The following is a 13,876-nucleotide window of genomic DNA, read 5'->3' on the forward strand; positions in this document are numbered from 1 at the left end:
TATACCGATGGCCCCCATCCGGGGGGTAGGCGCGGGTCACGCCTCGAGCGGGGGGACGGTGCGCGGGCGCACCACAGTCCAGAGCACGACGATCGCGATCGCGATTGCCACGAGCATGACGCCCGCCATCGGGATGGCGTTGGTGATCGCGAAGAGGCCCACGATGGGCGAGACGATGCCCGCCACGCCGAAGTTCGCCGCCCCGAGCACGGACGCCGCGGTGCCCGCCTCGTGACCGTGCCGCACGAGCGCGAGGGCGGAGATCGCCGGGAAGTTGAACCCGCACGCCGCGATGAAGAACCACAGCGGGATCACGATCCCCACGAACCCGGCTCCCGCGATGTTGAGCACGAGGATGGACCCCGCCGCGAGGAACTGCACGATCGTGGCGCCCGCGACGATCCACTGCGGGCCGATGCGCTTCTGCAGCAGGCTCGACGACTGCACGCCCACGATGACGCCGATCGAGTTGATGCCGAACAGCAGCCCGTACTGCTGCGGCGTGAGCGCGTAGACATCCTGGAACAGGAAGGACGAGCTGGACAGGTAGGCGAACAGCGCCGAGAAGTTGGCGCCCGCGATGATGACGGCGCCCACGTAGATGCGGTCGCGGAACAGGGCGCCGTAGCGCTGGGCCACCGTCGAGTGGCCGCGCACGTGCCGGGCCCCGGCGGGCAGCGTCTCGCGCAGGAAGATCGCGTTGGCGATCAGCACGAGGAACCCGAACACCGAGAGGAAGACGAACAGCCCGCGCCAGTCGACCACGAGCAGCAGCTGCGATCCGATCACGGGGGCCAGCACGGGGGCCAGGCCCGAGACGAGCGCGAGGCGGCTGAGCATCTTGACGAGCGGATACCCGCCGAACAGGTCGCGCACCATCGCCATCGCGACGACGCCGCCCGCGGCGGCTCCCACGCCCTGGAAGACGCGCGCGATCCCGAGCCACAGCAGATCGGGGGCCAGGGCCGCGCCGAGGCAGGCCAGGATGTGCACGGCCGTCGCGAACAGCAGCGGGCGGCGGCGGCCCACCTGGTCCGAGAGCGGGCCGACGAACAGCTGACCGAGGGCGAACCCCACCATGGTGGCGGTGAGGGTGAGCTGCACGAGGGCCGTCGGGGCCGCGAGCTCCTTCTCGAGCACGGGCAGCGCCGGAAGGTAGAGGTCGATCGTGAACGGGCCGAGGGCCGTGAGCGCGCCCAGCACGAAGATGTAGGTCAGCCGCTCGCCACGGGACAGCGCATCGCCGGGATGGACGACTGCCGACACGGACATACCTCGGAGATCGGGGAGTGGGGGAAAGTGAGAAACGGAGCACCTCGTGGCTGCTCCGCTCGTCATCGAGTCTAGATGACGTTTCACCTACCCCTTCCGGGCCCTTCGACCGAGCGTTGTGGCAACATTGGCACATGGTCGACATAAGTACCGGTGCGGTGCGGCACGTCAACGCCCTCGGCTCCTCGGTCGCGAGCGACCTCTTCCAGCTGTTGCGCGACGGCAAGGCCCGCACCCGCACCGAGCTCTCCGCGATGACCGGCCTCGCCCGCTCCACCGTCGCCCTGCGCATCGACGCGCTCATGCGGCTCGGGCTCGTCGCCCCGGTGGGCGATGCCGTCTCCACCGGCGGCCGGCCCTCGTCGCAGTTCGCGATCGCCACGAGCGGCCGAGTCGTGCTCGGCGTGGATGTCGGCGCCTCCCACCTGCGGGTCGCCATCAGCGACCTCACGGGCGGCATCCTCGTGCAGTCCACCGAGCGGATGCACGTGACAGAAGGCCCCGAGGCGGTGCTCAGCTGGGTGATCGCGGAGACCCACACCCTGCTCGCCGGACTCGGCCGCACGGCCGGAGACCTGCTCGCGATCGGCATCGGGCTGCCCGGTCCCGTCGAGCACTCCACCGGACGCCCGATCAACCCGCCGATCATGCCCGGCTGGGATCGTTTCGACGTGCCCGGCTACCTCAACTCGAGCTTCGACGCGCCCGTGCTCGTCGACAACGACGTCAACATCATGGCGCTCGGCGAGCGCGAGCACGCCTGGCCCGAGGTCGACCACCTCATCTTCGTGAAGGTCGCGACCGGCATCGGATCGGGCGTCATCTCGGGCGGGCTCCTGCAGCGGGGCGCGCAGGGCACCGCGGGCGACATCGGGCACGTGTACGTCGCCCGCGGCGCCAACGTGCCGTGCTCGTGCGGCAACCGCGGCTGCCTCGAGGCGCTCGCCTCGGGCCCCGCGCTCGCGCGGGAGCTCTCCACGACGGGGCTCGCCGCCACCACCAGTCAGGATGTCGTGGAGCTCGTGAAGCGCGGCAACATCGACGCCATCCAGGCGGTGCGGCAGGCGGGGCGCGACATCGGCGAGGTGCTGACCACCTGCGTGAGCCTCATCAACCCGACCGCGATCGTGCTGGGCGGCTCGCTCGCGCAGGCCGGCGAGCACCTCATCGCGGGCGTGCGCGAGATCGTCTACACGCGCTCGATGCCGCTCGCCACGGAGCATCTGCAGATCACCCAGTCGAAGGCCGGACCGGATGCGGCCATGCTCGGCGCGAGCATGCTCGCCATCCACCACGCGCTCGCGCCGGAGTCGATCGAGGCCATGGTCGCCCTCACGACCCGGTGACCATCCCGCGAGATGTCAGTTGTTGCGGAAATCGCGCCCGGATTCCGCAACAACTGACATCTCGGCGGATTCAGTCGGAGGTGGAGAAGGCGGCGTCGAAGGCGGCGTCGGGGGCGTCGAAGGCGAGGCGGCGCACGTAGGCGAGCGCCTCGGGGGCACCGACCAGGCGGTCCATGCCGGCGTCCTCCCACTCCACCGAGATGGGGCCCGTGTAGCCGATCTGGTTGAGCATCCGGAAGGCGTCCTCCCACGGCACATCGCCGTGGCCCGTCGAGATGAAGTCCCAGCCGCGGCGCCCGTCGGCCCAGGCGAGGTGCGAGCCGAGGCGCCCATTGCGGCCGTTGCCCATCCGCTTGCGGGTGTCCTTGCAGTCCACGTGGTAGATCCGGTCGCGGAAGTCCCACAGGAAGCCGACCGGGTCGAGGTCCTGCCAGACCATGTGCGAGGGATCCCAGTTGAGGCCGAACGCCTCACGATGCCCGATCGCCTCCAGGGTGCGCACCGTCGTCCAGTAGTCGTAGGCGATCTCCGAGGGGTGCACCTCATGCGCGAACCGCACGCCCACCTCGTCGTAGACGTCGAGGATCGGGTTCCAGCGGTCCGCGAAGTCCTGGTAGCCGGCGTCGATCGCCGCCTGCGACACGGGCGGGAACATCGCCACGTACTTCCAGATCGAGGAGCCCGTGAACCCGATCACGGTGTCCACGCCGAGCGCCCGGGCGAGCCGCGCCGTGTTCTTCATCTCCTCGGCGGCGCGCTGCCGCACGCCCTCGGGCTCGCCGTCGCCCCACACCTTCGCCGAGAGGATGTCGCGGTGCCGGTGGTCGATGGGGTCGTCGCAGACCGCCTGACCTTTGAGGTGGTTCGAGATGGCCCACACCTTGAGGCCGTAGCGCTCCAGCAGCGCGAGCTTGCCCTCCACGTAGCCGGGCTCGTCCCAGCGCCAGGGGTCGAGGTGGTCGCCCCAGCAGGCGAGCTCGAGGCCGTCGTAGCCCCAGCCGGAGGCGAGCTTCGCCACCTCCTCGAGCGGCAGGTCGGCCCACTGGCCGGTGAACAGGGTGACGGGTCGTGCCATCGGATCCTCCTCGATGCGTGCGATATGGCGGGGTGCGTACCGGATCGGCGCTCAGCCGACCGGCGTCCAGATGCTCTCGTGGGCGGCGCTGCGCTCGACGGCGTCGAGCACGCGCTGCACCTGCAGGCCGTCGGCGAACGACGGGGTGGGCTGCACGCCCGTGGCCACGCCGGTGACGAAGTCGACCACCTGGTGCGAGAAGCCGTGCTCGTAGCCGAGCATGTGACCGGCCGGCCACCAGGCGGAGATATAGGGATGCTGCGGTTCGGTCACCAGGATCCTGGTGAAGCCCTGCCGGTCGGCGGGCGCGGTGCGGTCGTAGAACTCGAGCGCGTTGAGGTCTTCGAGATCGAACGCGATCGCCCCCTCGGTCCCCGAGACCTCCACCCGCAGGGCGTTCTTGCGGCCGGTGGCGAAGCGGGTGGCCTCGAAGCTGCCGAGCACGCCGGTCTCGAAGCGGCCGGCGAAGATCGCGACATCGTCGACGGTCACCCGGCCCGTGCCGGATCCGGCGGACCCGCCCAGGGTCGCCGCCTCCCCGGGCGCGGTGTCGGCGGGAAGCGGGCGCTCCGCGATCACGGTCTCGAGCGTTCCCGACACGGAGCCGAGACGCTGACCGGTGATGAACTGGGCGAGGTCGATCGCGTGGGCGCCGATGTCGCCGAGGGCGCCGGACCCGGCGAGCTCCTTGCGCAGCCGCCAGGCGAGCGGCACGCCCGGGTCGACGAGCCAGTCCTGCCGGTAGCTCGCGCGCACCTGGTTCACGGTGCCGATGCGCCCCGCCGCGACGAGGTCGCGGGCGAAGGTGGCCGCGGGGACGCGGCGGTAGGTGAAGCCGACCATCGCGTAGACGCCGCGCTGGGCGGCCCGCGCGGCGGCGTCCGCCATCGCCTCGGCCTCGGCGACGGTGTTGGCGAGCGGCTTCTCGCACAGCACGTGCTTTCCGGCCTCGAGGGCGGCGATGGCGATCTCGGCATGCGAGTCGCCGGGGGTGACGATGTCGATGACATCGATGTCGTCACGCTCGAGCGCGGCACGCCAGTCGGTGCCGCTCTCGGCCCAGCCCCACTTGGCGGCGGCGGCGGCCACGGCCTCCGCATGACGACCCACGACGAGCGCGAGCTCGGGATCGGCGGGAAGGTCGAAGAACCGCGGAGCTACCCGCCAGCCCTGCGAGTGGGCAGCGCCCATGAATCCGTAGCCGATCATGGCCACGCGCATCGACGACATCTGTGTCTCCTGTCGGGACGTACGAGGGAAGAGGGGTCGGGCGCCCGCCGGGGTGCGGCGGGCGCCCGACCGGGGGATCTCAGGAGGCGAAGGCCGTGGGCAGGTACTTGTCCACGTTCTCCTTGGTGACCACCGGGGCGTTCAGGACGATCCGGTTCGGCACCTCCACCTCGACGAGGTCGCCGAGCGACTTGCCCTGCACGACGAGGCGCGCGAGGCGGATGCCGTCGGCGGCCTGCGTGGAGGGGTAGATGATCGTCGCCTTGAGCACGCCGTCGTCGGCCTTGATGGCGTCCATCGCGTTCTTCGAGCCGGCGCCGCCGACCATGAGCATCTCGTTGCGGCCAGCCGCGTCGAGGGCGGCGAGCACGCCGATGCCCTGGTCGTCGTCGTGGTTCCAGAGGGCGTCGATGTGCGGCGCCGCGGCGAGCAGCTGCGAGGTGACGGCCTCGCCTCCGGCGACGGTGAAGTCGGCGGCGACGCGGTTGTTCACCTCGAGCCCGCAGTCGTCGAGCGCGTCGGCGAAGCCGCGCGAGCGGTCCTGCGTGAGCGGCAGCGAGTCGATGCCGGCGACCTCTGCGACGACGGCGTCGGTGCCGCCGAACTGCTCGCAGATGTAGGTGCCCGCGCTCACGCCCATGCCGTAGTTGTCGCCGAGCACGGTGACGCGGGCGGCGAAGGTGCTCGAGAACTCACGGTCGACGTTGATCACCGGGATGCCGGCCTCCATCGCCCGGATGGCGACGTCGGTGAGGGCGGCGCCGTCGGTCGGCAGCAGCACGATCGCGTCGACACCGTCGTTGATGAAGGTCTCGATCTGGCTGATCTGCAGGTTGGCGTCGTTGGTGCCCTCGGCGACCCGCAGGTCGATGTCGGGGTACTTGGCCGCCTCGGCGATGGCCGCCGAGTTGATGGCGCCGAGCCAGCCGTGGTCGGCTGCGGGGCCGGAGAAGCCGATGACGACGCGGTCGCCGCTGGCCTCGTTGTCGCTGTTGTTGGTCGGCTCGGTGTTCGTGCCGGTGTCGCCCGCGGTACATCCGGTGATCAGACCGGTGATCGCGAGGGCGGCGCCTGCGGCGACGACCAGATGGCGTCGCGGACGGGGTGCGCGCATTGCATTTCCTCCATAGCTCGGTGAGTTGCTGTGCGCCAGCGAGACAGTCCGGGCACCGCTCGTACGGAGGGATCGGTGGGGTGTCGTCGTTGACGTGGCTCACGCTAGCAGAAACGTCGTCCGCTCTTCCAACTTATTTATGTCGCTCGACGTAAGCCGTGGATGCTATGTTCTGCGCATGGTCAAAGGCGATTATTCGACGTCATTACTGTCGATGCGCGGGATCACCAAGTCATTCGCGGGAGTCCGAGCGCTCCAGGGCGTCGACCTGGAGGTGCGCGCCGGCGAGGTGCACTGCGTGCTCGGGCAGAACGGCGCGGGCAAGTCGACGCTCATCAAGATCCTCGCGGGGGCCTACCAGCCCGACGGCGGGGAGATCCTCTGGCAGGGCGAACCCGTCACGATCTCGAACCCCGTCGCGGCCCTCGAGATCGGCATCGCGACGATGTACCAGGAGCTCGACGTGGTCGACGGGCTCACCATCACCGAGAACGTCTTCCTCGGACACGAGCTCGCCACCGGGGGCGTGCTCCAGCGCGGTGCCGCCAACCGGCGCACGCGCGAGCTGCTCGAGCGCCTCGGGCACGGCGACCTCAACCCCAACCAGGAGGTCGGCACGCTCTCGGCCGCCGGCAAGCAGATCGTGAGCATGGCACGGGCGCTCTCCCGCGACGCGAAGCTCATCATCATGGACGAGCCGAGCGCCGTGCTCGACTCCGAAGAGGTGCGCAACCTCTTCCGGGTGGTCGAAGAGCTGACGAGTCAGGGCATCGCCGTCGTCTACATCTCGCACCGGCTCGAGGAGATCCGGCAGATCGGCGACCGCATCACCGTCATCAAGGACGGCGCGAGCATGGCATCCGGACTCGAGGTGGCCGACACCCCCACCCCTCAGCTCATCACGCTCATGACCGGTCGCGTCGTCGAGCACGTGTTCCCCGAGCGACGGCCGGTGCCGGCGAGCGCGCCGGTGCTGCTCGAGGTGGAGGGTCTCGGACTGCGCGGGGTGTTCGCCGACGTCGACTTCACGGTGCGCGCGGGCGAGGTGGTGGGCCTGGCCGGCCTCGTCGGCTCCGGTCGTTCGGAGATCCTCGAGACCATCTACGGCGCCCGGAAGGCGACGAGCGGCACCGTGCGGGTCGAGGGCGAGACCCTTCGCCCCGGCTCGGTGCGGCATGCCGTGAACGCGGGGCTCGGCCTCTCCCCCGAAGAGCGCAAGAGCCAAGGACTCCTCCTCGAGGAGCCGATCTTCAAGAACGTGACCCTCGCGAGCTTCGCGCGCTTCGCCAAGCTGTCGGTGCTCGACGAGCGGCGCGAACGCGCGGTGTCGCGGGAACAGATCCAGGCTCTCGAGCTGCGACCCGCCGACCCCGACCGCACCACCCGCACCCTGTCCGGCGGCAACCAGCAGAAGATCCTGCTGGCGCGCTGGCTCGTCGAGGGCACCCGGGTGCTGCTGCTCGACGAGCCGACCCGCGGCGTCGACGTCGGCGCGCGGTCCGAGATCTACACCCTCATCCGGCGGCTCGCGGATGCCGGAACGGCGATCGTCGTCGTCTCGAGCGAGATCGAAGAGGTGCTCGGTCTCGCCGACCGGGTGCTCGTGATCGCCGAAGGCCACGTCATCACGACGACCGACGCCGGCAACATCGACGAGCACGGCGTGCTCGACCTCGTCATGAAAGGAACGGCCGCGTGAGCGAGACCACGACCACCCCCGCCGCGACCGGATCCGAAGCGCCCGCCTCGGGCGCGCTCCGCCGGATCCTCTCCGGAACCGCGGGCCGCAACCTCGGGCTCATCATCGCGCTCCTCGTCATCGTCGTCGTGGGCTGGATCACCGGCCAGGAGCGGTTCATGGACCTCGGCAACCTCGTGACGATCGTGCGCTACGGCTCGATCCTCGGCGTCGTCGCGATCGGCATGACCTTCGTCATCACGGCGGGCGGCATCGACCTCTCGGTGGGCTCGGTCATCGGCCTCGCGAGCGTCGTCGCCTCGCTGTCGTGGATCCAGAACGCATCCGCCCAGTCGACGTGGTTGCTCATGGTCGTGGTCGCGATCGCGGTGGGCGGCCTCGCGGGGCTCGTGAACGGCATCGTGATCGCCTACGGCAAGGTCGTGCCGTTCATCGCGACCCTCGCGATGCTCGTCGCGGCGCGCGGTCTTGCCGAGATCTTCGCCAACAAGACCACCCAGGTGGTGTCGGTGCAGGGCTTCCTGTCGTTCTTCCGCGGCAATCTGCTCGGCATCCCGTGGCTCATCTGGATCTTCGCGATCGTCGCGGTGATCGGCTGGTTCCTGCTCGCGCGCACCACCTTCGGTCGTCGCACGGTCGCGATCGGCGGCAACTTCGAGGCGGCACGACTCGCCGGCCTCAAGGTGAAGCGGCACACGGTGTCCTTGTACGTGATCTCCGGGCTCACCGCGGGCATCGCGGCGGTCATGTTCCTCGCCCGCACCAATGCCGGCAGTTCGACCCACGGAACCCTCTACGAACTGGATGCGATCGCCGCGGTCGTCGTCGGCGGCACCCTGCTCATCGGCGGGCGCGGCACCATCGTCGGCACCGTGCTCGGTGTGCTCATCTTCTCGACGCTCAGCAACATCTTCACGATGAACAACCTCAACATCTCGGTGCAGGCCGTCGTGAAGGGCGTCATCATCGTGGCGGCGGTGCTGCTCCAGCAGCGCCTGGCCGAGCGGTCGACCCGGAGTCGGTGATCTCGAGACGCGCCGCGCAGCGGCACGCGTCTCGAGATCACCGTCCGCACCCTACGGCGTGCGACGCGTCGCGATGAGCTCCTGCAGCCAGTAGGCGGAGTCCTTCGGGATGCGCTCGAGGGTGTCGTAGTCGATCCGCACGATGCCGAACCGCTTCGAGTAGCCGTAGCCCCACTCGAAGTTGTCCATGAACGACCACACCTGGTAGCCGCGCAGGTCGACCCCTTGAGCGAGCGCCCGGTGCGCCGCCGTGAAGTGCCGGTTGAGGTAGTCGATGCGGTCGGCGTCGTGCACGCGCTTGCCGTCCTCGTTCTCGGTCACCCGATCCTCGAAAGCGGCACCGTTCTCGGTGATCATGAGCGGCTGGTCCGGGAACTCGTCGCGCAACGCGAGCAGCAGCTCCTCGAGGCCGTCGGGGGCGATGTTCCAGCCCATGGCCGTGTACGGCCCCGCCTGCTCGAGGAACTCGACGTCGCGGCTGCCGGGCCAGGGCGATCCGCCGACGTCCTTGTGGCCGTCGTTGTTCTGCCGGGGCGAGGCGCCGTCCCACATCCGCACCGTCGCGGTCGAGTAGTAGTTGACGCCGAGCACCTCGATCGGCTGGTGGATCTCAGCGAGGTCGCCCGCGCGCAGGAAGGACCAGTCGGTGACCTGAGCGGTGTCCTCGAGCAGGTCGGCCGGGTACTCGCCCTTCAGGATCGGATGCGTGAAGGCGCGATTGGCGAGCGCGTCGATGCGGCGCTTGGCCTCTGGGCTCGTGTCGTGGTCGCCCCGCAGCACATGGAAGTTGAGGGTGATCGAGAGGTCGGGGTCGTTCGTCGCGGCCCGCCGCACCTCCTGCACGCCGAGGCCGTGCGCGAGGTTGAGGTGGTGCACGGCGGCGAGCGCCGCGGCGCCGTCGGTGCGACCGGGGGCGTGGGCGCCGGAGCCGTAGCCGAGGTAGGCGGAGCACCACGGCTCGTTGAGGGTCGTCCAGGTGTGCACCCGGTCACCGAGCTGCTCGGCGGTGAGCGCGGCGTACTCGGCGAAGCGGTAGGCGGTGTCGCGGTTCGCCCAGCCGCCGGCGTCTTCGAGGGGCTGGGGCAGATCCCAGTGGTAGAGGGTGGCGATGGGACGGATGCCGCGCTCCAGCAGACCGTCGACGAGGCGGCTGTAGAAGGCGACGCCGGCCGGGTTGATCGCACCCGATCCGGTCGGCTGGATGCGGGGCCAGGCGATCGAGAAGCGGTAGGCCTGGAGGCCCAGCTCGGCCATCAGGTCGAGATCCGACTCCCAGCGGTGGTAGTGGTCGTCGGCCACATCCCCCGTGTCGCCGTTCCACACCTTGCCGGGCGTGTGGCTGAAGGTGTCCCAGATCGACGGACCGCGGCCGTCCTCACGGGCGGCGCCCTCGATCTGGTAGGAGGCAGTCGCCGAGCCGATCACGAAGTCGGGGGCGAACTCAAGGCCGCTGTCGCGGTAGTCGGGGGATCCGGTGGTGGCCACCCGATCAGTCTTCCCTACTTGTCAGTGGTCCGCGAAGGAGGCGGGGTCCTTGAGCACCTGGTTGAAGGCGAGCTCGGCGGCGCCGATCAGCAGGCGGTTGCGGGCGAGGCCGGCGGCCCGGATGCGGGTGCCCTCCCAGGCGACCGGCAGGGTGCGCGCCGCCACCGCTGCTTCGAGGGCCGGGGCGTCCCAGGCGAGCAGCGTGGCGAGGAAGCCTCCCAGCACGACGAGCTCGGGGCCGAGCACGTTGATGGCGTTGCCGAGCGCCCCGCCGAGCACGATCTGCTGGCGCGCGAGCTCGGTGTGCAGGGTCGGGTCGCTCGAGGAGAGCACGGCGGCCTCGAACTCGGGCTCGTCGGAGGTGCGCCGCCCGAGGATCGACAGCAGCCGGGCGCGGCTCACCTCTTCCTCCAGCGTTCCGCCGACGGTCACCCGATGCGCGGGGTCGTCGAGACGGGGTCGGTTGTGGCCGAACTCCCCCGCGTAACCGTAGGCGCCGCGGTATGGCTGGCCGTTGATGACGACGCCACCACCGATACCGCTCGCACCGCCGTTGAGGTACACCATCTGGTCGACGCCGCGGCCGACGCCGAACAGCCGCTCGGCGAGCGCACCGAGGGTCGCGTCGTTGTCGGCGACGGTCGGCAGCTGCACGACGGATTCCACGAGCCGGGGGAACGAGATCTCGCGCCAGCCGAGGTGGGGCGCCCAGCGCACGACGCCGTCGCTCGCCCGCACGAGTCCGGGCACGGCGAGTCCGACGCCGATCAGCCTGCGGTCTTTCGCGGGGCCGAGGCGCAGCTCCTCGACGAGGTCGCCGATCACGGCGGCCGTCTCCTCGGGGCTCGCGATGTGGTCGAGCTCGTGGCGCACCCGATGCTCCACGGTCGCCCCGAGGCCGACGATCGCGACGGTGACCGCGTCGATCTCGGGGTTGACCGCGATGATCGCGGGCCGCGGATCGGGCAGTACGCGCCGCGAGGGACGGCCCACCCGGTTGGTCGCCGAGGGGTCGGTCTCCAGGACGAGGCCGAGTTCGACGAGCTCGGCGACGAGTGCGCCGATGGTGGAGCGGTTGAGACCGGTGAGCGCGGTGAGATCGGCCCGCGAGGGCCCTCCCCCGCGGTGGACGAGCTCGAGCACCGTCGAAAGGTTTCGACGCCGGACGCTGTCGACCGTGTCCCCGAGTACTGCCACGAGGCACACCTTAGCGCCTGGTCAGCACGCATCTCGCGCAGCCATGGCCCGTGAATAGGGGCTGATTCGTTATTTTGTTGCGCTTGACGGCAATTCAGCCTCATGCCTATGATCACCACATCCCAACCACTTTCGACACGGATGTCGAAACTTTCGAGAGGTGTTCGATGATGAACAAAGCCCGAGTCATTCGGGTTGGAGCTGTCGCCGCGGCGTCCGCTCTGACGATCGGCGGTCTCACCGCCTGTGCCCCCGGCGGCGACACTCCTTCCGACGGCACCACCACCATCACCTGGTGGCACAACGCCACCACCGACCCGCAGAAGGGTCTGTGGGAGGACGTGGCCGCCGAGTTCGAGAAGGCCCACCCCGGCGTCAAGGTCGAGGTCACCGGCTACCAGAACGAGGACCTGCAGCGCACCCTCATCCCGAACGCCCTCGCGAGCGGCGACGCCCCCGACCTCTTCATGGTGTGGCCCGGTGGCGAGGTTCGCGCCCAGGCCGAGGCCGGCTACCTGAAGGACCTGACCGACGTCGCGTCCGACACCATCGACGCGCTCGGCGGCGTGGCCAACCCGTGGAAGGTCGACGGCAAGCAGTACGCCCTCCCCTACACCTTCGGCATCGAGGGCATGTGGTACAACAAGGACCTCTACGCCCAGGCCGGCATCGACGCCGTCCCGGAGACGCTCCCCGAGCTCGAGGACGCCAACGAGAAGCTCCGTGCCATCGGCGTCGCCCCGATCGCCGTCGGCGCGGGCGACCTGTGGCCGGCCGGTCACTGGTGGTACCAGTTCGCGCTCGCCGCGTGCTCGACCGAGACCCTGCAGACCGCCATCCCGGCGCTCGACTTCTCCGACCCCTGCTGGGTCGAGGCGGGCGACCTCCTGAAGGACTTCGTCGCGACCAACCCGTTCCAGGACGGCTTCCTCGCCTCGTCGGGCCAGCAGGGCGCTGACAGCTCGGCCGGTCTCGTCGCCAACGGCAAGGCCGCTGCGGAGCTCATGGGCCACTGGAACGCCGGTCAGATCGGTTCGCTGACCCCCGACGCCACGGTTCCCTCGTGGCTCGGCTGGTACCCCTTCGTGAGCGTGCCGGGCACCGCTGGTGACCCCGACATCGCCATGGGTGGTGGAGACGGCTTCGGCATCTACAAGGACGCGCCCGACGTGACCGTCGACCTGCTCAAGTACATCCTGAGCGACGACGTGCAGAAGCGCTTCGCCGAGACCGGTGCGGGCATCCCGACCAACCCGGCCGCGATCGACTCCGTCAGCGACCCGAGCCTCAAGCTCATCGCTGAGGGCCTCGCGAACGCGTCCTTCGTCCAGCTGTGGCTCGACAGCGACCTCGGCCCGACCTTCGGCAACCCGCTGAACCAGGCCGTCGTCAACCTGATGGCCGGCACCGGTACTCCCGAGGACATCGTCAAGGCGCTCGAAGACACGGCTGCGGCCCTGTAATAGAGCATGACAAGCATCACTCAGGCAGGGCCCGCGGTCTCCGCGGGCCCTGCCGCCCCTCGCCCTGCATCCCGGAAGACCGTGGACAAGAGGAAGTGGCTGGAGATCGGCCTCTTCCTCGGCCCCGCCGTCATCATCTTCGTCGGGTTCGTCATCCTGCCCGTCGCCCTCGCGGCCGTCTACAGCTTCTTCAACTGGAACGGCCTCGGCCCGCTGGAGAAATTCATCGGGATCGACAACTACACCCGAGCCCTCTCGGACCCGCTCTTCCTGCGGTCGATCGGTAACAACTTCACGATCATCATCGCGTCGCTGCTCGTCCAGGGGCCGCTCGCGATCATCGTGGCGCTGCTGCTGAACCGCAAGATGCGTGGACGCACGATCGTCCGCGCCGCCATCTTCGTCCCGTACGTGCTCGCGGAGGTCATCGCGGGTCTGTCGTGGAAGCTGCTCCTCTCGCCGCAAGGCGGCGTCAACGCCGTGCTCGAGGCGATCGGACTCGGAGGCCTCACCCAGCCGTGGCTGGCGAACCCCGCGATCGCCCTCTGGGTGATGTTCTTCATCCTCACCTGGAAGTACCTGGGCTTCGCCGTCCTGCTCATGCTCGCCGGCCTCCAGGGCGTTCCCGAGGAGCTCACCGAGGCGGCGGCGATCGACGGCGCCAGCTGGTGGAAGACCCAGTGGTACATCACCATCCCGCTGCTCGGACCCACCATCCGCATCTGGGCGTTCCTGTCGATCATCGGATCGCTGCAGCTGTTCGACATGGTCTGGGTGACCACCCGTGGCGGCCCCGTCGGCGCGACGAGCACCATGGCGACCTACATGATCCAGTACGGCCAGGGGCAGCCCGGCTACGGCAGCGCCGTCGCGGTCATCCTGTTCCTGATCTCGCTGGTGATCGCCCTGCTCTACCAGCGTCACGCCCTGCGCCGCGATCTCGGCGCCGAAAACGTAGAGGAGCGCTGAT

11 protein-coding genes are annotated in these 13,876 nt (G+C 69.6%); 5 read left to right on the top strand and 6 right to left on the bottom strand.

The genetic code is table 11. The features are described from left to right. Positions 1-36 precede the first annotated feature (36 nt). Positions 37-1,272, bottom strand: a complete 1,236-nt coding sequence (locus tag FLP23_RS01020) for a multidrug effflux MFS transporter (protein ID WP_210413906.1) — start codon at positions 1,270-1,272, stop codon at positions 37-39. Between the two features lie 134 nt (positions 1,273-1,406). On the opposite strand from FLP23_RS01020, the gene FLP23_RS01025 reads away from it, so the two are divergent. Next, entirely contained in the window at positions 1,407-2,618 is a 1,212-nt protein-coding gene (locus tag FLP23_RS01025; RefSeq protein ID WP_149324158.1) for an ROK family transcriptional regulator, read from the top strand. 70 nt (positions 2,619-2,688) lie between these two features. Here the strand turns inward: FLP23_RS01025 and FLP23_RS01030 are convergent, their stop codons facing one another. The 3 genes from FLP23_RS01030 to FLP23_RS01040 form a co-directional block, all read right to left on the bottom strand. Next, positions 2,689-3,693, bottom strand: coding sequence for a sugar phosphate isomerase/epimerase family protein (locus FLP23_RS01030; protein ID WP_149324159.1), 1,005 nt, complete (start codon positions 3,691-3,693; stop codon positions 2,689-2,691). 51 nt (positions 3,694-3,744) lie between these two features. Continuing rightward, a complete protein-coding gene (locus FLP23_RS01035; protein ID WP_246140011.1) occupies positions 3,745-4,923 on the bottom strand; it encodes a Gfo/Idh/MocA family protein in 1,179 nt (392 codons plus the stop codon). A gap of 79 nt (positions 4,924-5,002) precedes the next feature. Next, a complete protein-coding gene (locus FLP23_RS01040) occupies positions 5,003-6,037 on the bottom strand; it encodes a substrate-binding domain-containing protein (protein ID WP_149324160.1) in 1,035 nt (344 codons plus the stop codon). A 178-nt stretch (positions 6,038-6,215) separates the two neighbouring features. Between FLP23_RS01040 and FLP23_RS01045 the strand changes: the two genes are divergently transcribed. Continuing rightward, entirely contained in the window at positions 6,216-7,736 is a 1,521-nt protein-coding gene (locus tag FLP23_RS01045) for a sugar ABC transporter ATP-binding protein (RefSeq protein ID WP_210413908.1), read from the top strand. Next, complete coding sequence (locus FLP23_RS01050) at positions 7,733-8,761, top strand: ABC transporter permease (protein ID WP_149324161.1); 1,029 nt, start codon at positions 7,733-7,735, stop codon at positions 8,759-8,761. The genes FLP23_RS01045 and FLP23_RS01050 overlap by 4 nt, the downstream gene beginning before the upstream one ends. Before the next feature lie 51 nt (positions 8,762-8,812). On the opposite strand, the gene FLP23_RS01055 is transcribed toward FLP23_RS01050, so the two are convergent. Together FLP23_RS01055 and FLP23_RS01060 are read right to left on the bottom strand one after the other, a co-directional pair. Next, positions 8,813-10,246, bottom strand: a complete 1,434-nt coding sequence (locus FLP23_RS01055; protein WP_149324162.1) for a GH1 family beta-glucosidase — start codon at positions 10,244-10,246, stop codon at positions 8,813-8,815. 21 nt (positions 10,247-10,267) lie between these two features. After that, the gene (locus FLP23_RS01060) at positions 10,268-11,389 is read right to left on the bottom strand and encodes an ROK family transcriptional regulator (protein ID WP_246140012.1); all 1,122 of its coding nucleotides are present in this window, start codon (positions 11,387-11,389) and stop codon (positions 10,268-10,270) included. A 224-nt stretch (positions 11,390-11,613) separates the two neighbouring features. Between FLP23_RS01060 and FLP23_RS01065 the strand changes: the two genes are divergently transcribed. After that, entirely contained in the window at positions 11,614-12,906 is a 1,293-nt protein-coding gene (locus FLP23_RS01065) for an ABC transporter substrate-binding protein (RefSeq protein ID WP_210413910.1), read from the top strand. 81 nt (positions 12,907-12,987) lie between these two features. After that, positions 12,988-13,875 carry a carbohydrate ABC transporter permease gene (locus FLP23_RS01070; RefSeq protein WP_246140013.1) on the top strand — a complete coding sequence of 296 codons (888 nt, stop codon included), beginning with the start codon at positions 12,988-12,990 and terminating at the stop codon, positions 13,873-13,875. Position 13,876: the final 1 nt, after the last annotated feature.

It is taken from the genome of Protaetiibacter larvae (assembly GCF_008365275.1).
Lineage (GTDB): Bacteria > Actinomycetota > Actinomycetes > Actinomycetales > Microbacteriaceae > Homoserinibacter > Homoserinibacter larvae.

What these genes read in the sequence shown, in the direction of transcription:
- FLP23_RS01035 (WP_246140011.1), bottom strand. Translation starts at nt 4,923, where the DNA reads ATGTCGTCGATGCGCGTGGCCATGATCGGCTACGGATTCATGGGCGCT.
- FLP23_RS01045 (WP_210413908.1), top strand. Translation starts at nt 6,216, where the DNA reads ATGGTCAAAGGCGATTATTCGACGTCATTACTGTCGATGCGCGGGATC.
- FLP23_RS01020 (WP_210413906.1), bottom strand. Translation starts at nt 1,272, where the DNA reads ATGTCCGTGTCGGCAGTCGTCCATCCCGGCGATGCGCTGTCCCGTGGC.
- FLP23_RS01065 (WP_210413910.1), top strand. Translation starts at nt 11,614, where the DNA reads ATGAACAAAGCCCGAGTCATTCGGGTTGGAGCTGTCGCCGCGGCGTCC.
- FLP23_RS01040 (WP_149324160.1), bottom strand. Translation starts at nt 6,037, where the DNA reads ATGCGCGCACCCCGTCCGCGACGCCATCTGGTCGTCGCCGCAGGCGCC.
- FLP23_RS01025 (WP_149324158.1), top strand. Translation starts at nt 1,407, where the DNA reads ATGGTCGACATAAGTACCGGTGCGGTGCGGCACGTCAACGCCCTCGGC.
- FLP23_RS01030 (WP_149324159.1), bottom strand. Translation starts at nt 3,693, where the DNA reads ATGGCACGACCCGTCACCCTGTTCACCGGCCAGTGGGCCGACCTGCCG.